Origin of the sequence: Paraburkholderia sp. RL17-383-BIF-A (assembly GCF_046028015.1) — a bacterium.
In the GTDB taxonomy this organism is placed as follows: domain Bacteria; phylum Pseudomonadota; class Gammaproteobacteria; order Burkholderiales; family Burkholderiaceae; genus Paraburkholderia.
The window spans coordinates 90,354-112,389 of sequence record NZ_JARESR010000012.1 but is presented as its reverse complement, the minus strand read 5'-3'; the positions used below and the strand labels follow the sequence as shown (position 1 = coordinate 112,389).

The following is a 22,036-nucleotide window of genomic DNA, read 5'->3' as shown; positions in this document are numbered from 1 at the left end:
CTGACTGAGATGGCTGACTGAGATGACCGAAAAAACTCATGCATCGCTAGCGATTCCCTCGCGAGAGACCGAAGGCGGCCACGCCTTGCCGCCGCGCCATCGCGAATGGAAACGCGCCAAAATCGCTGTCTGGATCGTGCTGGCGCTGCTCGCCGTCGGGGCGTTGCGCACCGTGATCGCGAACGTGATGCAAAACCGTTCGGTGGCGGAGACCACGAAGCAGAACGCCACGCAGTACGTGAACGTGGTGAGCCCGACCCAGACCGAAGGCGGCGGCAATACGCTGCTACCGGGTACGCTGCGCGGCTATGTCGAATCGCCGATCTATGCGCGCTCCACGGGTTATCTGCTGCACTGGTACGCCGATATCGGCACGCGCGTGAAGCAGGGCCAACTGCTCGCCGATCTGGATACGCCGGAAATCGATCAGGAACTCGCGCAGGCTTTGGCGCAGCGTCAGCAAACCAGTTCGAGCCTCGGCCTCGCCAAAAGCTCGCTGGACCGTTGGCAGCAATTGCGCCAGCGCGACGCGGTCTCGCAACAGGAGCTCGACGAACGGCAGAGCACGTATGCGCAGGACGTCGCCAACCTGGCCGCTGCCGACGCCAACGTCAAGCGCCTGCAGCAGCTCGAATCGTTCAAGCGCATCGTTGCGCCGTTCGCGGGCGTGGTCACGCAGCGCAATGTGGATGTCGGCGACCTGATCGACGCGGGCAGCGGCACGAGCCGCGCGCTCTTCGCGCTTGCGCAGTCGGACCCGCTGCGTGTCTATGTGCAATTGCCGCAGGCATACGCGCAAAACGTGTCGGTGGGACAGAAGGTGGTGGTGACGCAGGCCGAACTGCCGGGCCAGCAATTCCACGGCACCATCACGCACATGTCCGGCGCGATCGACGTGCCCACCCGTTCGTTGCAGGTCGAAGTGACGCTGCCGAATCCCGACGACAAGCTGCGACCCGGTGCTTACGTGCAGGTCGCGGTGCCGGCAGTCGCCCACGCGCAGTTGATGGTGCCGGGCAACGCGCTGCTGTTCCGCGCCGAAGGCCCGCGCGTCGCGGTGGTCGACGCGAACGGCAACGTGCAGTTGCATAAGATCGTGATTGCGCAAGACCTCGGACAGTCGCTCGAAATAGAAAGCGGGATCGAGGCCAACGACAAGGTCATCATCAACCCGAGCGATTCGATCGCGGACGGCGATCACGTGCAGATCCAGCCGCCGCGGGCCAACGGCAAGGGGGCGTCGTGAAGCGCGTGGCCACAGGGCGTGCGATAACGACGCTCGCGGGCACGGCGTTGCTGGCCGCGTGCACGGTCGGGCCCAACTATCAGCGGCCGCAGGCCGAGGTGCCGCCTACCTGGCAAACCGATTCGTACTGGCGCGTGGCCGTGCCGTCGCATGCGCCGATTTCGCCGGACTGGTGGAGTGCGTTCAACGATCCGACGCTTGCCACGCTGGAAACCCAGGCGCTCGCGCAGAATCAGACGCTGGTGGCGGCCAGCGCGCACTATGAGCAAGCCAGGGCGACGCTGGCGAACACCCGCGCGCAGCAGATTCCTGAAGTCGATCTGGCGGCACAGGCATCGCGTTTCCGGATTTCGCAGGATCGCCCGCGGACCAATTACGGCACGCCCACCACGTCGACCGTGCAGAACAACGTGCAGCTCGGCCCCACCATCAACTACGACACCGATCTATTCGGCAGGATACGGCGTGAAGTGGAAGGCTCGGTGGCATCCGCACAGCAATCGGCGGACGACCTCGCCAACGCACGCCTCGTTCTCACCACCGATCTCGCCACCGACTATTTCTCGCTGCGCGAACTCGACGCCGAGATCGACGTGCTGAATCAATCGGTGAAACTGCAACAGAAGGCGCTCGACTACGTCACGACGGAACACGATCTCGGTTCGGTGTCGGGACTCGACGTGCTGCAACAGAAGTCGCTGCTCGACTCGACACGCGTGCAGGCGCAACTGCTCCTGAATCAGCGCGCGCAGTTCGAACATGCGATTGCCGCGCTGGTCGGCGTGCCCGCGCCGCAGTTCTCGATCGCACCCAAAGTGGTCGATGTCCAGGTGCCGTCGATTCCGCTCGGCGTGCCGAGCGACGTGCTGCAACGGCGGCCGGATATCGCCTCGGCGGAGCGCGCGATGGCCGCGGCGAATGCGCAGATTGGCGTCGCCAAGGCGGCGTTCTTCCCGAGTCTGACGCTGACACCGAGCATTGGCTGGGAAAGCACGCAGTTCGCCAGCCTGCTGAGCGCGCCCACGCTGATGTGGACGCTCGGCGCGGCGGTCGGCCAGGTGCTGTTCGACGGCGGCCGCCGCGCGGCCAACGTGCAGTTCGCGAGCGAAGGCTACAAGGCCACCGAGGCGAACTACCGCCAGACCGTGCTCACCGCGTTCCAGCAGGTGCAGGACGGCATTACCGGACTCTCCGTGCTGGACGGCGCGGCCAGGCAGTCGCGCGAGGCCGTGACCGACGCGCAGCATCTGCTGGCGCTCGCCAACGACCGCTATTCGGGCGGCCTCGTCGCTTACCTCGACGTCATTACCGCGCAGCAGTCGCTCTTGACCAGCGAGCGCCAGGACGTGCAGATTCACGGCCAGCAGATGACGCTGTCGGTATCGCTCGTAAAGGCGCTCGGCGGTGGCTGGGACGTCGGCGCGGATATGGCGGACACGCCGAAGAGCACGCAGCCCGGCGACACGAAGGAGGCAATGGCTCCCGCGCGGTGAGCCGATGGATCATGAGTAGCGCGGACGCAGGGGAGCGGCGAGGCGTTTCGTATAATGCACAGACAAGGGGACGCGCATGAAATTGCTGATTGTTGAAGACGAGCACAAGGTGGTGGACTACCTGCGCTCCGGTTTGACAGAGCAGGGCTGGGTCGTCGACGTCGCACTCGACGGCGAGGAAGGCATGCATCTGGCCACCGAATTCGATTACGACGTGATCGTCCTCGACGTGATGCTGCCCAAACGCGACGGCTTCAGCGTGCTGAAGGCACTGCGCATGCGCAAATCGACGCCGGTCATCATGCTCACCGCGCGCGACCATGTGAACGACCGCGTGCGCGGCTTGCGCGAAGGCGCGGACGACTACCTCACCAAACCCTTTTCGTTTCTCGAACTGGTCGAACGGTTGCACGCGCTGGCGCGGCGCACCCGTTCGCAGGAATCCACGCTGATTTCCGTGGGCGATCTGTTCGTCGATCTGATCGGCCGGCGCGCGACCCGCGACGGCGTGCGCCTCGACCTGACCGCCAAGGAATTCCAGTTACTCAGCGTGCTGGCGCGCCGGCAAGGCGACATACTCTCGAAGACCGCGATTACCGAACTCGTCTGGGACGTCAATTTCGACAGCCATACGAACGTGGTCGAAACCGCGATCAAACGATTACGCGCCAAACTCGACGGCCCGTTTTCCTCCAAGCTGCTGCACACCGTGCGCGGCATGGGGTACGTGCTCGAAGTGCGCGAGGAGGCGGAGCAGTCATGAACCGTTCGATCGCCCGGCGCCTCGCCATGATGTTCGCGTTCGTCGCACTGTTCGTGTTCACGCTGGTCGGCACGGGGCTCTTTCTGGTGCTGCGCACGCAGCTCGAACATCATCTGCGCGAGTCGCTCGACGATCGCACGCAGATTGCGCGCATCATTGTCTATCACGCGGTCACGCCGGAAAAATGGCGCATGGCGCGCGAAAAACTCACTGACATGACGCCGCACGACGGCAGCACCGTCTATGCGGTGTCGAGCACCGACCCATACTTTCATTACGGCAAGCTGGTGGACGGTCCGGTGGTGACGAGCTGGCCGGGCGGCTATACACGCGTGACGCCGGCCGGCGGCGGTCAGGACATGCTCACCTCCACGGTGACGATCCCGGCCTACGGCGCGCGTCCGCCGGTTCAATTGCAGGTGGCCGCGAGCTACTCGCCCAACGTGCGCACCATGCGCGTGTTCGGCTCGGCACTCGCCGCGCTGTCGGCGCTTGGCAGTCTTGCTGTCCTGTTGCTCAGCTACTCCGTCACCCGGCTCGGTCTCGCGCCGCTCACGCGCCTCACGCGCGACGCGTCCGCCGTCAGCCCGAACAATCGCTCGCAGCGTCTGAACACGGCCGCGCTGCCGCTCGAATTGAGCGACCTGGCGAATTCCTTCAACGGCGCGCTCGAGCGGCTGGACGGCGCCTACGGCCGCCTCGAATCGTTCAATGCGGACGTGGCTCACGAACTGCGCACGCCGGTGACGATTCTGATCGGCCAGACGGAAGTGGCGCTGACACGCAATCGTTCGGTCGACGATCTGCGCCATACGTTGCAATCGAACCTCGAAGAATTCGAGCGCATGCGCGCGATCATCAACGACATGCTGTTCCTCGCCCGCGCCGATCAGGGCGAGCGGGCAACTGGTCTGGTCGAAGTGTCGCTGGCCGCGGAAGTCGCACACACGCTGGAGTTTCTCGAGATTCCGCTCGAAGAAGCGCGAGTGCATGCGCAATTGCGCGGTGACGCCGTGGCGCGCGTGAACCGCTCGCTGTTCGGCCGCGCCTGCACGAACCTGTTGATGAACGCCATCCAGCATTGCGAGCCCGGCGCGGAGATCAACGTGACGATCGTGAATGAAGAGGATCAGGTGCGCGTCGCGGTGGCCAACCCCGGTGCACCGATTTCGCCGGACGTGCTCGAACATCTGTTCGACCGTTTTTATCGCGCGGAGGTCTCGCGCACCAATAGCCGCGAAAACCACGGGCTGGGTCTCGCGATCGTGAAAGCGATTGCGGAGATGCATCGCGGTACGGTGTCGGCGCAGAGCGCGCACGGCATCAACACCTTTGCGTTCTCGGTCGCGGCGCTGCCGGTCGAAGCCGGCATGCGGCCGGTGCGGGCGAACGCAAGCGCTGCGGCCGGGTCGGCGGATTATTCGTCGCTGGTAAAGGGCAAGTCGGCCTGAACCGGCAGCCGCCTTTGCGGCGGCAGCGCGTTGGCCGGGCTCAAGGCGCTTACGCGCACACCGAGCAGCCGCAGCTTGCGGTTCAATTCCACTCTGCGCAGGCATTCGGTTGCGGCGCGGCGGATCTCGGCGGCGTCGGCGGTCGGCGCATCCAGCGTCAGATCGCGCGTGACGGTGCGGAAATCGTCGTAACGCAGCTTGATACCCACCGTGCGACCCACGTAGCCTTTGCGCACCAGATCTTCCGCCACCCGCACGCACAAGCCGGTAAACGAGCTCGACAACGCCGGGCGGTCGTGACGAGGATGCAGATCGCGCTCGAAGGTCGTTTCGCGGCTCATCGACTTGGGCTCCGATTCGACCACCACCGGCCGCTCGTCCTGGCCCTGCGCGACCTGCATGAGCCACGCCGAGTAGCTGCGCCCAAAGTGGTCCTGCAACAGTCCCGCATCTGCCGCGGCCAGGTCGCCGACCGTGGCGAGACCGAGCGCGGTCAGCTTTTCCGCGGCCTTCGGCCCGATGCCGTTGACCTTGCGCACCGGCAGCGGCCACACGCGCAGCGGCACATCGGCCGGCGTGAGGATCGTGAGTCCGTTGGGTTTATCGAGTTCGGAGCCGATCTTCGCCAGCAGCTTGTTCGGCGCCACGCAAATGGAGCAGGTGAGTCCGGTGGCCTGATTGACCGCCTGTTTGATGCGCGCGGCGGTCTCGCGCGGCTCGCCCGGCACGTCGGTCAGATCGATATAGATTTCGTCGATGCCGCGGTCTTCGATACGGTCCGTGAAGGTGGCGACCGCCGCCTTGAAGAGGCGCGAGTAGTGGCGATACGAGTCAAAGTCGGTGGGCAGCAGGATGGCGTCCGGCGCGAGCATGGCCGCCTTCATCATGCCCATGGCCGAGAACACGCCGAGTGCGCGGGCTTCGTAAGTGGAGGTGGTTACCACGCCGCGGCCCGCGTAGTCGCGCAGCCTGGCGAAACGGCGGGTGCCGTCTTCGAGCGTTTGCGGCACGCCGCTGCGGCCGCCGCCGATCACCACCGCCTGGCCCCGCAATTCCGGATAGCGCAAGAGTTCGACGGACGCGTAGAACGCGTCCATGTCGAGGTGCGCGATGTGGCGGCCTGCAGAACTCATGGGATGGAGAAAACGGATGACAACAAAAGCCAAACCGTAATACTACCTTGCTCTGCCGCCGCAAGGACCGCTCAGAAGCGGTAGCTCACGCCGATCTGCAGCACCGGATAAACCTTGTAGCGCTCCACCTTGTCGCTGATCTTGCGTTCCTGCTCGTCGATATTTGCCTGCGTGGTGAACATCGAATAGATCGCCGGCACGTTATAGGTGGTGCGCGGACGGCCGTAGGCGACGCCGAGATCGAGCGTCAGCCCGAAACCCTTCGAAACCGGCTTATGGCCGTAACCAATGCCGAGATAGGGCATGACGCGCGGCAGCGTGACCGTGGCCGATGGCGCGGCGGCCACGGCCGGCACGTAGTCGTCGCCGATCTTGTAGTTGCCTTGCGCGTTCGGCACGGCGTGGGCGCTCAGTTCGTCGTCGTTGATGAGCGCGCCGGCCGTGACGCGAAAACCGCTGGAGCTGAACGGGAACAGGTCGAGATACAGGCCGCCCTGCAAGAGCTTGAGGTGACCGTCGTATTCGTTGTCGTTGGCGTGGACCGAATGCGACAGGCCAAAGCCTTCGACTTCCGCATGCACGCCCGCCCATGAGGTCAGCGGCAGCGCCGCGCCCACACCGGCGCCGAGCGAGCCGCCGTGAACATAAATCTCCTGCGCCTGTGCTGCTCCCACCATCGTCGCCGCCAACGCCGCGACCACAGCCGCATTTTTTACCAATTTCACCGCACAGTCTCCCGACAAAGGATTATTTCCGTGCTGGCGACTTTACGGTTTAACCGAGCGGTTCAAATGAATGAATAGCGGGTACTTATGGCAGCTCTTCGCGCTCAAGTTTTGGGTTGCGGAGAAAACGGAATTTATGACGCGTAAAACATGCCGAACACGCGATTTAATCGCACGCGACATGAAAAATAGCCCTGTTTTATAGGGCTATTCGGTGACTTGAACCGTTGCGGCGCTTCGATAATTACTTCCACAGAAGACCCGTTCGGCACGCACACGGCACTCGAAAAAGGATACGTTCCGCTCGCTCGTGAGCGGCTGGTCGGCTGAGCGACGGAACCGGCCGGTGTACTCAGGTAGGGGCGGGTTGCGGCGACATGCCGGTACAGAGACCGGTTGCCGCAACCGCCTGACGCCGGCCTGAAAGGCAGCGGTTTACTGCTTGATGCCTTCGGCCTGGATGTGCAGCGTGGTCTGCATCTTGAAGCCGTAGGCCTTGCCGAAGTCGACGCCGAAGTCGTCGCGATTGAACGTCGCGGTCGATTCCGTGCCGCACACTTCACGCTTGAGCATCGGGTTGACAAAGCACTTGAACGATTCGATCTTCAGATTGACCGGCTTGGTGATGCCGTGCATCGTCAGCGTGCCGATCACTTCCACCGGCTTGTCGCCGTCGAAGCGGATCTGCGTGCCCTTGTAGGACGCGGTCGGATACTTGGCGGCGTCGAAGAACTTGTCCGTGACCAGTTCCGCGTCGAGCTTGTCGTTGCCGATGTCCACCGAGCTCATGTCGATCGTCACGTCCACCGTGCCGGTCTTCGCCGCGCGATCCAGCACCACGGTGCCGCTGCTCTTCTTGAACTTGCCGCGCCAGACCGAAATACCGCCGAAGTGGTCGGTCTCGAAGCTCGGGTAGGTGTGCGTCGGGTCGAGTTGGTACGTGTCGGCTGCCATGGCGTTAAAGGACAATGCGGCGGCCAGCGCGCCTGCGGCGAGCAAAAGTTGTTTCTTCAAGGTGTTCTCCAGGTTTCAGAAAGTGCGGCGACGCTTCGGTGTCGGGTTATTTCTTCGAAGCGACGAGGTGAAATTTAATGACGACTTCGTCGGCGACCACGGAGGTGTCTTTCCATTCGCCGGTGCCGACATCGAATTGCGAGCGCTTGATCGGCAACGCGCCGTCGAAGGTTTGCGTAGCGCCCTGGCTTGCAATGGTGACGGGCACCACCACGGTTTGCGACTTGCCCTTGATGGTGAGCTTGCCGGTGATCTTGTACTGATTGCCGCCCGCCGGCGCGATCGCGCTGGAGACGAAGGTCGCGGCCGGGTAGGCGGCGCTGTCGAACCATTCCTTGCCTTGGGCCTGCTTGTTGTAGTCGTCGGCGCCGAGGTCGTAGCTGCCCGTGTCGATCGACACATTGGCGCTGCCGGCGGTCGGTTTGGCCGGATCGAAAGTCAGTTGCGCCGAGAACTTCCTGAACTTGCCGTCGACGGGCACGTTCATCTGCTTCGTGGTGGCAATGACGGTGCTCTTGCTCGTGTCGACATCGGCGTGCGCGAAGCTCGCGCCAAACAGCGAGATGGCCGTTATGCCGGCGAGCGTGACACGGTGAGCGGAGAGATAAAAGTTTGATTTCATAGTGGTACGCATCCTATCGAACCCGCGTGCGTTGATTGCGCACCGCTGGGAATTTGATTGCCAACAAACCGTTGCCAATGACCTGCGGTCCGTCTGCTATGAGTTGCCTGCCGGTCAGTTACTTGAGGAACGGAACCATCCGCGCGAGCAATCCATCGCGGTCGAGGAACTGATGCTTGAGCGCCGCCGCCACATGCATTGCAACGAGGGCGAGCAACGTGTAGTTGAGCAGCACGTGGACGGTGCGCAGGCTCGCCTTGAGCGCCTGATCCGGGCCGATCAAGGTGGGCAGCGGCACGATGCCCAGATACACCACCTGAATGCCGGCAGCGGAGCTATAGAAGTAGCCGGACAGCGGAATGGCCAGCATCAACACGTACAGCACGGCGTGCACGAGATGCGCGGCGGCCTTCTGCCAGGCGGGCGTGGCGCTGTCGAGCGCCGGCGCGCGGTGGGTGGCGCGCCACAGCACGCGGGCCACGGCGAGCACGAACACGGTCACGCCGATCCACTTGTGCCAGGAGAAATATTTGAGCTTGGTGGGCGTGAAGCCGGGGATATCGGTCATGATCCAGCCGATATAGAAGCCGCAGATCATCAACGCCGCGATCAGCCAGTGCAAGGCAATGGCGGCGCCGTGGTAGCGGTCTGGTTGGGCAGGGCTGGATTTCATTGTGTCGCGCTCGTGGGGCGTCGGCGATAACCGACGAATGCAGATAAATGCAGATGAAGTGCGGATGGTAGGGATGCCAATGAAAACTGAATAGGCATGCAGAAGAGAACACATTGTTGTAACCGTGACGCTAATGTCGCTGGAATAACGCGCGGCGGCGGCCTTAACGGGCCGCGCGACAGGGCGCTGTGGTAATTTGCCGGCTGAACCGCGAGGAGAGTTGAGGCCAATGAACAGAATCGATAACAACGCTGTCGCGCTCGGCGCGGATTTTCTGCGGCACGACACGGCGGCTGCCGCAGCCGGGGTGGAAGGCTACCTGGAGCACGACGCGGCGGTCTACCGCACGTTGCTCGAATCGACCAGGGCGATTCCCTGGAAGATCGATTGGGCGACCATGGAGTTCGCCTATATCGGCCCGCAGATCGAAGCCCTGCTCGGCTGGGCGCCCGCTAGCTGGAAAACCGTGCAGGACTGGGCGGCGCGCATGCATCCGGACGACCGCGACAAGGTGGTCGAATTCTGCGTGGCGCAATCGAAGGCCGGCACCGATCACGAAGCCGACTATCGCGCATTGACGAGCCGGGGTGAATACGTGTGGCTGCGCGACGTGGTGCATGTGGTGCGCGACGCGCAGGGCGAGGTGGAATCGCTGGTCGGCTTCATGTTCGATATCAGCGAGCGCAAGAAGACCGAGGAGAAACTGGCCGCGCTGCAACGGGAACTCGAGGCGCTGTCGTTCAGGGACGGCCTGACGGGCGTCGGCAATCGGCGCGCGTTCGACGCCAACCTGCAACGGGAATGGAGCGCGGCCTTGCGCCATGCGGCGCCGCTCTCGTTGGTCATGGTCGATATCGACTTCTTCAAGTCCTACAACGATTACTACGGGCACGTGCAGGGCGACGAGTGCCTGAGGCGGCTGGCCGGCGTGCTGAGCGGCGCGGTGCGGCCGGGTGACTTCGTCGGCCGCTTCGGCGGGGAAGAGTTCGTGCTGATCCTGCCCAACACCGGCGCCGAGGCCGCGCGCCAGGTGGCCGAGCGTTGCCGCGAGCGGATTTCCGCCGAGCAGATCGCGCATGAGCGCTCGCCGTTCCGGCAGACGGTGACGGCCAGCTTCGGCGTCGGCACGACGATTCCGGCAGAGGCGGGCGACCCGGTGGCCTTCGTCAACCTGGTGGATACGCAGTTGTACAGCGCGAAGGACAACGGGCGCGACTGCATCGCCGCGGTGAGCCGGGTGGGATGAAGCGCGGCCAACGGCTTCGCCGCAGGCGCGCAACTTGCTAAAGTGAGCGCCTGCGGCCGCCGGCTCATGGTGCGGCTGCGAAGCGAGGGCGAAATCCCGTGCTCGCACTTATCAAGAATCTAGGGCTTACGTTGTGAATTCCATTTTTCTGTCTTGGGGCATCGCCGCGGTCGCCACGGCGGGTGTCATCACCCGGCCGTTCAAATGGCCGGAGGCTGTCTGGGCCGTGGCCGGCGCGTTGCTGCTGGTGTCGCTCGGGCTATTGCCCGTGCATCTGGCGATCGAGGCGATCGGCAAGGGCACCGACGTCTATCTGTTCCTCTTCGGCATGATGCTGCTGTCGGAAGTGGGCCGCCGTGAAGGGTTGTTCGACTGGGTGGCCGTGCTCGCGGTCAATCACGCCCAAGGCTCGCCGCGCAAGCTTTTCCTGCTCGTCTATCTGGTCGGCGTGGTGATCACCGCTTTTCTATCGAACGACGCCACCGCCGTCGTCCTCACGCCGGCCGTGTTCGCCGCCGCCAAAAAAGCGAAGACGGATCCGTTGCCGCTGCTGTTCGTCTGCGCGTTCATTGCCAATGCGGCGAGCTTCGTGCTGCCGATCTCGAATCCGGCCAACATCGTGCTGTACGGCACTCACACGCCGGCGCTCGGCGCCTGGCTGCTGCGCTTCACGCTGCCCTCGCTCCTGTCGATCATCGCGACCTACGCGATGCTGCGCTGGACCCAGCGTGAGGCGCTCGCCGGCACCTGCGAGGCCAATCTCGAACCGCTCGAACTGTCGTCGAGCGGGCGCGTGGCGCTGGCGGGCATCGCGGTGACGGCTGCCGTGCTGCTGACGGTCTCGGCATTCGATGTCGCGCTCGGCTTGCCCACCGCGATACTCGGCGCGCTGACCGCGTTGATCGTGCTGATCCAGGAGCGCAAATCGCCGCTGCCGATGATCCGCGAGATCTCGTGGAGCGTGCTGCCGCTCGTCGCCGCACTGTTCGTGCTCGTCGAGATGCTCGATCACACCGGCGTCATTACGGCGCTCGCCCAACTGGCGCAGCGCGCCGCGCAACACGACGAACTGGCCGCGGCGGGCTGGGCCGGCAGCATCATCGCGATCGGCAGCAATCTGATGAACAACCTGCCGGCCGGGTTGATCGCCAGTTCGACCGTGATGCAGGCCCACAGCCCGGAGCGCGTGATCGACGCGCTGCTGATCGGCGTGGATTTGGGGCCGAACCTGTCCATCACCGGTTCACTGGCAACGATCCTCTGGCTCAGCGCGATCCGCCGCGAGGGCGAAGACGTGAGCTTCATGAAGTTTCTGAAGGTAGGGGCGCTGGTGATGCTGCCGGCGCTCGTGCTGGCTCTCGGCGCGCGAATACTGACCGGTTGAAGACGCGTGCGCGAGATCTGAATGCGGCGCCTCTGGTTCGAGGGCGCGGCGTCACGACCGGGTGCCGGTGCGATGTAGCGGAGGTTTGGCGCGCAAAACTTCCTCCGCTTCTTCTAGCAGGCGCAGCATTTCCACGAGGCGCGCGACGCGTTCTCGTTGTGACGGCATTAAACATGGCTTCACCAAACCATGCAGGCGCTGCTGCCAATAGGACAGCGGAATGTGGTCGTTGGTGGAGATGACCACGAATACGCGTTCGAGGTGGGCGATTTCCCTGTCGATTTCCAGATGGTTCATCTGATGTTTTCCCCCAAGGGTTACCTGGTGGCGCCGGTTCGGGTCTGTCCGAGCCGGTTTCATGCATGCGCTCGCGAATGCGATAGTTGGACAGATATGTCCAACGAATGGACATGGCTCGCATGATGAATAACGTCCAGCAAGGCCCATTCCGCATTCGTTGGAATGAAATCGCACGCGCTTCTCTCTTTCGTTTGTCTCCTTCAGTAACCGGTGTGCCGACCGCTTTATTCCCGGCGACTCCAAATTCCTCACAACAACGGGAATTCACCAGGCTTTCCTCGCGACGGCATGTCCTATGCTGCTTTCACAGCCGTTTCGGGGTCATCAACCCGGCATCAATCCCGTGAATACATGCACGTCCGGCGCCCATGGCGCAGTGTCTTCATCATCGGCTGCGGGTGGGTGAAACGCGTGACATAAGTCGACATGATTGTGGCGTTGCCTTCCGGCGGCGCTTCCTCAAGAATTCGGTCTGTCATCGAAACGGATCGCGGCAAAAGGCAGGCGACGGCCGGTGGCTCAAACGAAGGAGTCAGTCATGAAAAAGTTGATCGCTATCGTGTTGCTGTGCAGCGCATCCACCGTCACGTTCGCCCAGACCGCCGCGCCTCAAGCCGGCAATCCGCAACGCATGGAGCGCATGGTGCAGCAGTTGCAAACGCGCTTTGCGAATGCCAATACCACGCACGACGGCAAGCTCACCAAAGATCAGGCCGCCTCCGGCATGCCGATGCTGGCGAAGCACTTTGATGAAATCGATACGCAGAAGGCGGGCTACATCACCCTGCCGCAGATCGAGGCATTCATGCAGGAACGCGGGGCAGCGCACTGAGCCGCGTGGCGATGGGCGGGACCGTAGAGTCGCGGCGCGCGGCGCGGCGCTCACCGGACACGCAAGCATCGGTCCGTCATACTCCGATCGTGCCTGATGCCCGACCAACCGCCAGCTGAACCAAGGAGCTTTCGCATGGATCGCCCCGCGAAAATCATCGTGCTCGACGACGAAGTCGAATTGCGCAACATGCTGCAGCGTTTCCTGCGCGGCCACGGCTTCGACGTGAGAGTCGCCGAAGACGGCAAGCGTCTCGACCGCTATCTGGAGCGCGAACCGTTCGATCTGCTGGTGCTCGATCTGATGATCGGCGAAGAGGACGGCCTCGCCATCTGCGCCCGCCTGCGCGAGCAGGGCCAAACCTTGCCGATCCTGATGCTGACCGCGAAGGGCGACCCGCTCGACCGGGTGCTCGGCCTCGAAACCGGCGCCGACGACTATCTCGCCAAACCGTTCCTGCCGCGTGAACTGGTAGCGCGCATCAATGCGCTGCTGCGTCGCCAGAAGATCGCATCGGGCGAGGTCACCGTGACCTCGCAAAGCGTGCGCTTCGGCGATTTCTCTCTCGATGTCGCCAAGCAGCAACTGTCGCGCGCGGGCGAGTTGCTGGACATTCATTCGGCGCAGATGTTGTTGCTGGTCGCGCTCGCCTCGTCGCCGAACCGGCCGGTGAGCCGCGACAATCTGCTGGCGCGCGCGCGGGGCCGCGATCACGATGCGCTCGATCGCAGCATCGACGTGCAGGTGCTGCGGCTCCGGCAGATCGTGGAGGCCGATCCGTCCAAGCCGCGCTTCATCAAGACCGTGTGGGGCGTGGGTTACATGCTGGCAGCGGACGTCGACTCATGACGCGCTCGCTGCTGCAAAGAGCGCTGCCCAGAACGCTGCTGGCGCGCAATATCGCGCTGCTGATCGCGCTCGTGATGTTGAGCCAGGTGTGCGCGCTCGGCGTGCTGCTGCACTACGTGCAGCGGCCTCGCGTCGAGCGCGCCGCGGCTGTGTTCGCCACGTATGTGACCACGCTCGACAATCTGCTCGCGGCAACGCCACCCAAGGCGCGCGTCGAATTGACGGCGCGCCTCGACGCTCGCGCGCAATTGCCGGCCGAAGCCTTTGAGACGCCGCCGCGGAATTGGATGCGCGCCTATCGCATCTATCAGCGCGACCTGTTTCTCGATAGCTTGCGCGCGCACTTGCCCGCCGATATGCCGGCGCGCTGGCAGTCCGTGGGTGGCCAGCGCCTGTGGATCCGGATGCACGGCCCGGCCGATGCGCCACAGGCGCCGTACTGGATCGCGCTGCCGGTTCCCGAGGACGCGCAGGGTAATGGACTCGACGCCGCCATCCTGCTGTCGCTCGGCCTGGGCGCGCTGGCCGCGTTGACCGGTTACGTGATCCAGCGCCACCTGAACCAGCCGCTCCAGGAGTTGACGCGTGCGGCGCGCCGCGTGAGCGCCGGTGAAACGCCCGCGCCGCTGCCGACCGATGGCCCTACCGAAATCGCCGCCGTGAGCGGCGCCTTCAATCAGATGACGCAAGCGTTGCAGCAAGCCGAGGCGACGCGCGCGCTGATGCTGGCCGGCATCTCGCACGACATCCGCACGCCGCTCACCAAGCTGCGACTTTCAATGGCCATGGCGATGCCCGACGGCAGCGACAGCAGCTTCGCGGTCGCCGCCGAATCCTATCTGGATCAGATCGAAACGATCCTGCAGCAGTTCATGGATTACGCGGGCAGCGGCGAGCGCGAGCAGCCGGAGCCGGGTGATCTGAATGCATTGATCGAACGGCTCGCGGGCGATTTCGCGGGGCTCGGGCACGAGTTCGATCTCTCTCTCGCGAATCTGCCGCCTGTGCCTTATCGTCCGATCAGCATGATGCGGCTTTTGATGAACCTGATGCAGAACGCGATCGTCTACGCCGGAACCGGACTCGCGGTACGAAGCTGGGCGACGCGCGAGGCGGTGTATGTGGCGGTCGGCGATCGCGGCAAGGGTCTTTCAGCGGCCGAGCTGGAGCAGCTCAAGGCGCCGTTCCAGCGCGGCCGCAATGCGCGTTCGCATAGCGGCGGTACGGGATTGGGGCTGGCGATCGTCGAGCGGATTGCGCGGCTGCATGGCGGCAATCTGCAGTTTCATGCGCGCGAGGGTGGTGGGCTGGAGGTGTGGGTCGTGTTGCCTTTCAGTGGCTCGCCACGCTAGAGATCGCGACTTCCTGTGTACGGTTCGGGCCATGCCATCTTCTGCGTGCCTGGGCGTCAACCGGCTTACACGTCGCGGGTGCGGCGAGCGGTCGCCTTGCTGGTGGGCGTCCTTTCTTCATTTTCTGTCAAGCCACGCATCGAGCCCGACCCGGAACGCCACGCCCGCGATAACCGGCACCGTCAGCATGAGGATGATGCCGAAGTTCGGAATCTCGTCGCCGTATGTGATCGGACCATAGAGCACGACGGTCGCCACGATCGCGAAGACCGCGACGCCGACGGCCACCATCAGAAGATTGCGCGCCGCAATGGGCATGGTTCGGCGCCTGGCCTGGCCCGGCGTGGCGCTGTCAGCGGGGACTTTGTCGTGTTGGGCGGGCATGATGGATCTCGTGACGATAGGAAAAGCAGCGCGGGGAGCATTGGTGAACCGGACTCCGCAAAAGAAGCGCGATGGGCATCATACCAGGGTGTGTGCGTGGCGCGCATTTCATGCCGCGCCAGCCACCCACTCCAAGACCACGATCGCCGGTACGAGCGCGGCGATTGCGCTGAACCGGTAGTCCCGTTGATGCAGGAACACGCTTAACATCAATATAAGCTGCATTTCCCGCAGCAGGCTAAAAAGCGCGATGCCACGCAAACCTTACGATGTCACGGCCGAAGGAATCTGCTCGGCGGCCGGAACGGCCAGCCGGAAAACGACCCTGCGGACCACGCAGATCACAACCGCGCCGGCGACCAGTCCTGACAGAACGTCGGCCAGGTAGTGGCCGCCCTGCGTGAGCGTCGAAACGATCATTAAGGCGTTCAGCGCAATCGCCACGGGAAAGACATAACGAACGTGACGCAATGCATACGCGTAGCAGAGCGCCAGAATCGTATGCAGCGACGGGAAGGAAACCAGTCCCTGCGCTAATGACAGATTCAGTTCTCTCGTGTGGCCGCTTCTGAAAACGGCAAAGTCCGACACGGTCGAGGCCGTATTGGGATCGTGAATGCCGAAATGCACGAAGGCGCTTTCAGCCGGAAAGGGCAGAGAGATCAATATCACCAACGTAGCCGACACCATGAACTGCACGACGAACTCTGCATAGTCCTGCGTGTTGCGGGTCACCGCGAGAATGGCCGGAATGACGAGGAGCTGACAGGCGCCGGACTTATAGGCGCAGGCAAGCGCTGTGTGCAGCCACGGGTGCGCCTGAACCCATCGATAGAGATCGGGCCAGTGGAATCCGAGCGCGGCGTCGGCGGCGATGAATGCATGGGTCGCGAGCGGAAAATTCGTCGTCACGCACAGATACTGGAATACGACGCCGACCTTGCTGAACGTGGCCATAACGGTGATCCACAAGAACGCGTCGAGCACGTTCCGATAAAACATCGATCTGTCGACTTTTTTGAAAGGTACGCGCGAAACGATCCACAGCACTGCGTCAATCACAACGAGGCCGCAAGTCAGCGCAATGGCCAGCGCGACGCCGCTATGCTCGAGCCGAAAGCCGATACGGGCCGCCCATATGCAGTCGATCAGCAACATCAGGAAAGTGAACTGCCAGGCCGCCCCGTAAAGCGCGCGCATTTGTTTTGGCATAGGTCTCTCGGATTTTTTTTCGCATTATGCCTGCGATATTAATTCAAAGATGCACGGTGCTCAGCCGCAAAATCCGAGGCGGGCGTGAAATCAGATTATCAAAGCGGACTTACCGCATTCCATATTGATTACGCATCATTTCCCAGAATGCTCATCAAGGTGCGCGCATTGCGCTGCCCCTGGTCTTCAAAGCAGTTATTAAAAATGACATGCGTGCGACCCGCCCGCCTCGCGATCGCGCGGATCGGCGCGGCCAGTTCAGTCAATTCCGCTTCGTCATAGTCGTAGTCGAAGCGCTCCGCCGCGCTCGCCGCGCCCGTCGCGCTCCATGTCTGCGTGTTGCGCCCATGCAGGCGCACCATCGCGAGTGCGGGTTGGGTCACCTCCCACAGCGTATGCACGCGGTTGGTCACGTCTGGCGGCGCGTCCACGATCACATGCACGATGCCGCGCTCGCGCAGGAATTCGAGCGACCCCGCCGCATGCTGGTCGTCGAACCAGGACTGATTGCGGAATTCAGCCGCCATCATGTAGCCCGCCATGCGCGCCCGGCATTCCTCCACGAGTGCCAGGCCGTCCGGCGCGCGCGTGATCCACGGCGCGAACTGGAACAGCACGGCGCCGAGGCGGCCGGTTCGGCGCAGCGGTTCGAGCGCTTCCTGATAGCGCCGCCACAGTTCATCGCGGATATCGGCCGGCATGTCGCGGTAGTAGACGTTCTTCTTGCGCGGGCCGGTGATGCCGGCCGGCAGCGCCATCGCAATGTCTTTCGGCAGCGCGTCGGGCGAGGTCTGATGGCCGGTGAAAAGACGGAACGCCTTGAAGTTGAAGGTGAAGCCCTCGGGCGTGCGTTCGGACCACAACTGCGCATTGCTTGCCGAAGGCATTGCATAGTAAGCCGAGTCGACTTCGACCAGCGGAAACTGTGACGCATAAAACCGCAGGCGTGCTTCAGCGCTGTTGCTGCCGCGCGGATAAAAACGCTTGCAGGCAATCAGCGTCTTGTCGGTCCAACCTGCGGTGCCGCATCGAATATCCATCGGCGAGCTCGTGTCAAAGGGCGTCGTGTGGGCGGGCTAGGAGGCAGCTTCGGTGTGGTCGATCCATTCCGCGAGTTCGCGCCGCAACTCGGCGATGTCGAGCGGCTTGCCGAGCAGACGCGCGCCGGGAATGGCGTCGCCGATCTCCGCGCTCTTGCCGTAGCCCGACACCAGCAGCACGCGAATCTCCGGCTGCTGGCACAGCACGGCGCGCGCGAGGCAGTCGCCGGACATGCCGGGCAGCGTCAGGTCCGTGAAGAGGATGTCGAAGCGTTGCGCGAGCACGAGCGGCAGTGCTTCTTCCGCGCTTTCGACTGCGGTGCAAGCGAAGCCGAGGACGCTCAGCAGATCGCTGAAGGCTGCGCGCGAATCCGCGTCGTCTTCGACTAGCAGCACGCGAGCCGGGCTGCCGGAAGGCCGTGCCGAAGTATCGGGCTCGGGATGCCCGCTTTGCTGGCCGAGGTCCGCGGGAGGGTCGTAGACGGCGGGCGGCACGCAAGCGGCGATCTGTCCAGCGGGCAGGAAAACCGGTGTGGCGCCGGGCACGGACCCACTCCGCGCAGCGGCCAGGCCGGCGCGCAACACGCTGCGCAACATGCGGGCGAGATCGTCGCGCCGGTACGGTTTCGAGAGCAGCGTAATGCCGGCGTCGAGTTTGCCGTGATGGACGATTTCGTCGCGCGTATAGCCGGAGGTGAAGAGTGTCGGCACGGCGGGCGAGCGCGCTGCGGCACGCCGCGCCAATTCCACGCTCTTCACCTTGCCCGGCATCACCACGTCGGTGAACAGCAGATCGATCGGCACGTCGCTGTCGATGAACTCGAGCGCCGCGTCGCCGCTCGACGCGGTCAGCACTTTGTAGCCGAGTTGCGCGAGCATCTCGACGGCGGTGAGCCGCACGTCGGCATCGTCTTCCACGACCAGAATCGTTTCGCCGCCGCCGCTCGGCGCAGCGGTATCGTCGACCGTTTCCGCGGTTTCCGGCTCGCAGCAGCGCGGAAAAAACAGCGAGACGGTGGTGCCGCGTCCCACCTCGCTCTCGATCACGGTGTGACCGCCGCTTTGTCTGACGAAGCCGAATACCATGCTCAGGCCGAGACCGGTGCCGTGGCCGTCGGGCTTGGTCGTGAAGAACGGCTCGAACACGCGTTGCAAGATCTCGGGCGGCATGCCGCCGCCGGTGTCAGCGACGGAGAACACCACGTATTCACCCGGCGACAGCTCCGGCTTATCCTGGCAAAACGCGGCGTCCAGCACGCGGTTGGCGGCGCGCACGGTGAGCGTGCCGTCTGCCTGCATCGCGTCGCGCGCGTTGATCGCCAGATTGAGCAGCGCGTTTTCCAGCTGATTGCGATCGGCCTGCACGTGCCACAGATCGTCGCTCAGGACCGTGTCCACCTTGACGGTTTCGCCGAGCGCGCGATGCAGCATCTCGGTCATGCCGTTCAAGAGGCGGCGCGGGTTCAGCACCGTGGGCGAGAGCGGCTGGCGCCGTGCGAACGCCAACAGATGCGCGGCCAGCTTCGCCCCGCGTTTGACAGCGTCGGTTGCGGCGGACAGGCGGCGCAGCGTGGCCGGATTGCCGCCGGCGTCGGCGGCGAGCATTTGCAGGTTGCCGTTGATGACCTGCAGCACGTTGTTGAAGTCGTGCGCGACGCCGCCCGTGAGGCTGCCGATCGCTTCCATCTTCTGCGCCTGGCGCAATTGTTCCTCGGCCAGCGCACGCGCCGCGACCGCGTCGGTAACGCGCTGTTCGAGCGTTTCGGTCAACTGACGCAGCGACTGTTCGGCGATCTTGCGTTCGTGAATGTCGATCAGCACGCCGGGAAAGCGGGTCGGCTCGCCATGCTCGTCGAATTCGCAGCGGCCGTTCGCCTGCACCCACAGATAGTCGCCATCGGGCCGGCGGATTCGGTACTCGGCGCGAAACGGCGCGCCAGTGCGCATGGCCTCGACGGTCATCTGATCGTTGAGCGGCTGATCGTCCGGATGAAGCATCTGCGTGGCCGCATGACGATCGATGCCTTTCGCGGCTTCTTCGCGCGGAAACGAAAAGGTGCGCGCGAAACGTTCGTCGCCGCTGACCTTCCCCGTGCGCACGTCCAGTACCCATGTGCCGAGCACCGCGCCGGTGTTGAGGGCGAGTTGCAGCCGCTCGTTGGTTTCGTGCAGTTCGGTTTCGGCGCGTTGCCGCCAGCGTTCGGTAAGCACACGCGTGGTGGTTTCGACGACCATTGCCAGCACGCCGGCCGGCGCGCCGCTGTCGCCGGCGACCGGGCTGTAGTAGAGATCCATCCACACGTCTTCGGGCCGGCCGTCGCGCAGCAGCACCAGTTCCTTGTCGCGATACGACAGCGTGCCGCCCGCGAGACAGGTGTGCATGACGTGGCGGTTGAAGTCGGCAACCTCAGGCCAGCCGATTTCGACAGGGCTGCCGAGCAGATAGGGATGCCGTCCGCCCGCGAAGACCGCGTAGGCGTCGTTGTAGATCATGTAGCCGGGCTTGTCCCACAGCAGCACGAGCGGCACGGGGGAGGCAAGCACCAGCTGGACCGTGGCGGTCAGGCTGCGCGGCCAGTCTTCAATTGCGCCGATGCCGGTGGCGGCCCAGTCGAAGGCGCTGATGCGCTGCGCCATCTCCCCGCTCCAGCCTGGGCAGCCATGGTCTTGTGCCGGAAATGGCATGCTGCGCTCTCCAAAGGTCACGTCGATCAATGTGTTCCCACTCTGCCGGCGTGTGTGACGCGCTTCTATGCCTGGCAGCAGGCGGGATGAACCTTTGCCGTCCACATCTGCCGGCAGGATAGCTGCAGGCAGGCAGCGACAATTGTAGGTCACAACCCCCAACGGGTGACAGGTCGCCCCGGCGACCGGCGGGTCGTCTGGATCACATCCGCAAGACGCGTTCGCGGACTTTGCGTGGAAGGTCTACCCCAGGCGCGAATCCTGCTGATCCCACTTGTTCGCGTGCGCCACCTGGCGCATCGTGGGGCGGGGCACCACGCAGAATTCGAACCTTGAACAACGCGGACCACACAATGGCGAAGAAAATCAGCACACGAAACAAGCTGCCCAAACCGGATGCGCGTCAGGCGCTTCTCGTTACGCGCCGCAATGCCAGAATGGCGCGCTCGGCGCACGCTTATGTACGCGGCAATACCAGCAAGTTCTACGAATGGCTCGAAGGCATCGACGGCCATGCGTTGCCGGAGGGACCCGCCATCTGGATTTGCGGCGACTGCCATACCGGCAATCTCGGGCCGGTGGCCGATGCGCAAGGGCGCGTCGAGATTCAGATTCGCGACCTCGATCAGACCGTGATCGGCAATCCGGCCCACGACCTGATTCGCCTCGGCCTCTCGTTGGCGACCGCCGCGCGTGGTTCGGACCTGCCGGGCGTGACGACTGTCGGCATGATGGAAGCGCTGGCGGACGGCTACGAGCGCGCCTTCGACGAAGCGGCCAGCGACGCCGACATCCGCGCAGAAAAGCCCGAGGCGGTGCGGGTTGTGATGAAGGAAGCGGTGCGCCGCTCGTGGCGGCATCTGGCGGAGGAGCGCATCGAGGATCTCGAGCCGAGCATTCCGCTCGGTCCGCGCTTCTGGCCGCTTGCGAAGAGCGAGCGACGCGAGATCGAAGCGCTGTTCGAGAAGGGCTCGCTGGCCCGGTTCGCCACGGTGCTGCGCGCCGTCGGCGACGAGACCGACGTGGAAGTGCTCGACGCCGCTTACTGGGTGAAAGGATGCAGTTCGCTCGGCAGGTTGCGGTATGCGGTGCTGCTCGACATCGACGGGGCCGCGATGGAGGGCGACGACCTGTGCCTTATCGATATCAAGGAGGCCGCGCAGGCCGCCGCGCCGCGCTATCCCGGCGTGCGGATGCCGCGCGACAACGCGGAGCGGGTGGTGGAGGGTGCGCGGCATCTGTCGCCGTCGCTCGGCGAGCGGATGCGGGCGGCGCGGTTCGCGGATCGCGCCGTCGTGATTCGCGAACTGCTGCCGCAGGATATGAAGCTGACCATCGAGCAACTGACCCGCGACGAAGCGACGAAGGCGGCGCGCTTTCTGGCAATGGTGGTCGGCCGGGCGCATGCGCGGCAAATGGATCGCCCCGAGCGCAAGGCCTGGCTCACCGAACTGCGCAGAAACCGTTCAAAGACCCTCGACGCGCCCGGGTGGCTGTGGAAAGGCATCGTGGAACTGGTGAGCAGCCATGCAGCCGGCTATCTGGAGCATTGCCGGCGCTACGCGACCGAGCGCCGGGACGGTTGACGCAGGCTTGTCCACTGGCGGCGGCAACATGATTGGAGCCGCCGCC

20 protein-coding genes are annotated in these 22,036 nt (G+C 64.0%); 10 read left to right on the top strand and 10 right to left on the bottom strand.

Going from position 1 to position 22,036, the window contains the following annotated elements:
• Positions 1–22: 22 nt before the first annotated feature.
• The 4 genes from P0D71_RS16420 to P0D71_RS16405 all read left to right on the top strand — a co-directional run bounded on the left by P0D71_RS16420 (position 23) and on the right by P0D71_RS16405 (position 4,953).
• Complete coding sequence (locus P0D71_RS16420) at positions 23–1,246, top strand: efflux RND transporter periplasmic adaptor subunit (protein ID WP_408481007.1); 1,224 nt, start codon at positions 23–25, stop codon at positions 1,244–1,246.
• Positions 1,243–2,739, top strand: coding sequence for an efflux transporter outer membrane subunit (locus tag P0D71_RS16415; RefSeq protein ID WP_408481005.1), 1,497 nt, complete (start codon positions 1,243–1,245; stop codon positions 2,737–2,739). Before P0D71_RS16420 ends, P0D71_RS16415 begins: the two co-directional genes overlap by 4 nt.
• Positions 2,740–2,815: 76 nt before the next feature.
• The gene (locus tag P0D71_RS16410; protein ID WP_091802526.1) at positions 2,816–3,502 is read left to right on the top strand and encodes a heavy metal response regulator transcription factor; all 687 of its coding nucleotides are present in this window, start codon (positions 2,816–2,818) and stop codon (positions 3,500–3,502) included.
• Positions 3,499–4,953 (top strand): heavy metal sensor histidine kinase, encoded by a 1,455-nt coding sequence (locus tag P0D71_RS16405; protein ID WP_408182032.1) that lies wholly within the window; start codon positions 3,499–3,501, stop codon positions 4,951–4,953. Before P0D71_RS16410 ends, P0D71_RS16405 begins: the two co-directional genes overlap by 4 nt.
• On the opposite strand, the gene dinB is transcribed toward P0D71_RS16405, so the two are convergent.
• The 5 genes from dinB to P0D71_RS16380 form a co-directional block, all read right to left on the bottom strand.
• On the bottom strand, positions 4,920–6,086 hold the full coding sequence (gene dinB, locus P0D71_RS16400) for a DNA polymerase IV (protein ID WP_408481003.1): 1,167 nt from the start codon (positions 6,084–6,086) through the stop codon (positions 4,920–4,922). The two genes, P0D71_RS16405 and dinB, sit on opposite strands and share 34 nt — an antisense overlap.
• A 71-nt stretch (positions 6,087–6,157) precedes the next feature.
• Entirely contained in the window at positions 6,158–6,763 is a 606-nt protein-coding gene (locus P0D71_RS16395) for a hypothetical protein (protein WP_408300914.1), read from the bottom strand.
• 483 nt (positions 6,764–7,246) lie between these two features.
• Complete coding sequence (locus P0D71_RS16390; RefSeq protein ID WP_091802511.1) at positions 7,247–7,825, bottom strand: YceI family protein; 579 nt, start codon at positions 7,823–7,825, stop codon at positions 7,247–7,249.
• 46 nt (positions 7,826–7,871) lie between these two features.
• Positions 7,872–8,447 (bottom strand): YceI family protein, encoded by a 576-nt coding sequence (locus tag P0D71_RS16385; protein WP_091802508.1) that lies wholly within the window; start codon positions 8,445–8,447, stop codon positions 7,872–7,874.
• 118 nt (positions 8,448–8,565) lie between these two features.
• Positions 8,566–9,120 (bottom strand): cytochrome b, encoded by a 555-nt coding sequence (locus P0D71_RS16380; RefSeq protein WP_091802505.1) that lies wholly within the window; start codon positions 9,118–9,120, stop codon positions 8,566–8,568.
• Between the two features lie 229 nt (positions 9,121–9,349).
• Here P0D71_RS16380 and P0D71_RS16375 point away from each other — a divergent pair, with 229 nt between their 5' ends.
• Both P0D71_RS16375 and P0D71_RS16370 read left to right on the top strand, forming a co-directional pair.
• Complete coding sequence (locus P0D71_RS16375) at positions 9,350–10,366, top strand: GGDEF domain-containing protein (RefSeq protein WP_091802502.1); 1,017 nt, start codon at positions 9,350–9,352, stop codon at positions 10,364–10,366.
• A gap of 133 nt (positions 10,367–10,499) precedes the next feature.
• A complete protein-coding gene (locus P0D71_RS16370; RefSeq protein ID WP_408481001.1) occupies positions 10,500–11,750 on the top strand; it encodes an arsenic transporter in 1,251 nt (416 codons plus the stop codon).
• A 51-nt stretch (positions 11,751–11,801) separates the two neighbouring features.
• On the opposite strand, the gene P0D71_RS16365 is transcribed toward P0D71_RS16370, so the two are convergent.
• Positions 11,802–12,047 carry a hypothetical protein gene (locus tag P0D71_RS16365; RefSeq protein WP_091802496.1) on the bottom strand — a complete coding sequence of 82 codons (246 nt, stop codon included), beginning with the start codon at positions 12,045–12,047 and terminating at the stop codon, positions 11,802–11,804.
• Positions 12,048–12,588: 541 nt separating this feature from the next.
• Between P0D71_RS16365 and P0D71_RS16360 the strand changes: the two genes are divergently transcribed.
• The 3 genes from P0D71_RS16360 to P0D71_RS16350 all read left to right on the top strand — a co-directional run bounded on the left by P0D71_RS16360 (position 12,589) and on the right by P0D71_RS16350 (position 15,083).
• Complete coding sequence (locus P0D71_RS16360; protein ID WP_091802493.1) at positions 12,589–12,882, top strand: EF-hand domain-containing protein; 294 nt, start codon at positions 12,589–12,591, stop codon at positions 12,880–12,882.
• A gap of 135 nt (positions 12,883–13,017) precedes the next feature.
• A complete protein-coding gene (locus tag P0D71_RS16355) occupies positions 13,018–13,731 on the top strand; it encodes a response regulator (protein WP_091802491.1) in 714 nt (237 codons plus the stop codon).
• Positions 13,728–15,083 carry an ATP-binding protein gene (locus P0D71_RS16350; RefSeq protein ID WP_408480999.1) on the top strand — a complete coding sequence of 452 codons (1,356 nt, stop codon included), beginning with the start codon at positions 13,728–13,730 and terminating at the stop codon, positions 15,081–15,083. The genes P0D71_RS16355 and P0D71_RS16350 overlap by 4 nt, the downstream gene beginning before the upstream one ends.
• Before the next feature lie 117 nt (positions 15,084–15,200).
• Here the strand turns inward: P0D71_RS16350 and P0D71_RS16345 are convergent, their stop codons facing one another.
• From P0D71_RS16345 to P0D71_RS16330, 4 genes are all read right to left on the bottom strand, one after another.
• Positions 15,201–15,467, bottom strand: a complete 267-nt coding sequence (locus tag P0D71_RS16345) for a hypothetical protein (RefSeq protein WP_091802485.1) — start codon at positions 15,465–15,467, stop codon at positions 15,201–15,203.
• A gap of 264 nt (positions 15,468–15,731) precedes the next feature.
• A complete protein-coding gene (locus tag P0D71_RS16340) occupies positions 15,732–16,679 on the bottom strand; it encodes a phosphatase PAP2 family protein (RefSeq protein WP_408300805.1) in 948 nt (315 codons plus the stop codon).
• A gap of 128 nt (positions 16,680–16,807) precedes the next feature.
• The gene (locus P0D71_RS16335) at positions 16,808–17,719 is read right to left on the bottom strand and encodes a DUF72 domain-containing protein (protein WP_408300803.1); all 912 of its coding nucleotides are present in this window, start codon (positions 17,717–17,719) and stop codon (positions 16,808–16,810) included.
• A 36-nt stretch (positions 17,720–17,755) separates the two neighbouring features.
• On the bottom strand, positions 17,756–20,404 hold the full coding sequence (locus P0D71_RS16330; protein WP_408480998.1) for a response regulator: 2,649 nt from the start codon (positions 20,402–20,404) through the stop codon (positions 17,756–17,758).
• A gap of 353 nt (positions 20,405–20,757) precedes the next feature.
• Here P0D71_RS16330 and P0D71_RS16325 point away from each other — a divergent pair, with 353 nt between their 5' ends.
• Entirely contained in the window at positions 20,758–21,990 is a 1,233-nt protein-coding gene (locus P0D71_RS16325) for a DUF2252 domain-containing protein (protein WP_408480996.1), read from the top strand.
• Positions 21,991–22,036: the final 46 nt, after the last annotated feature.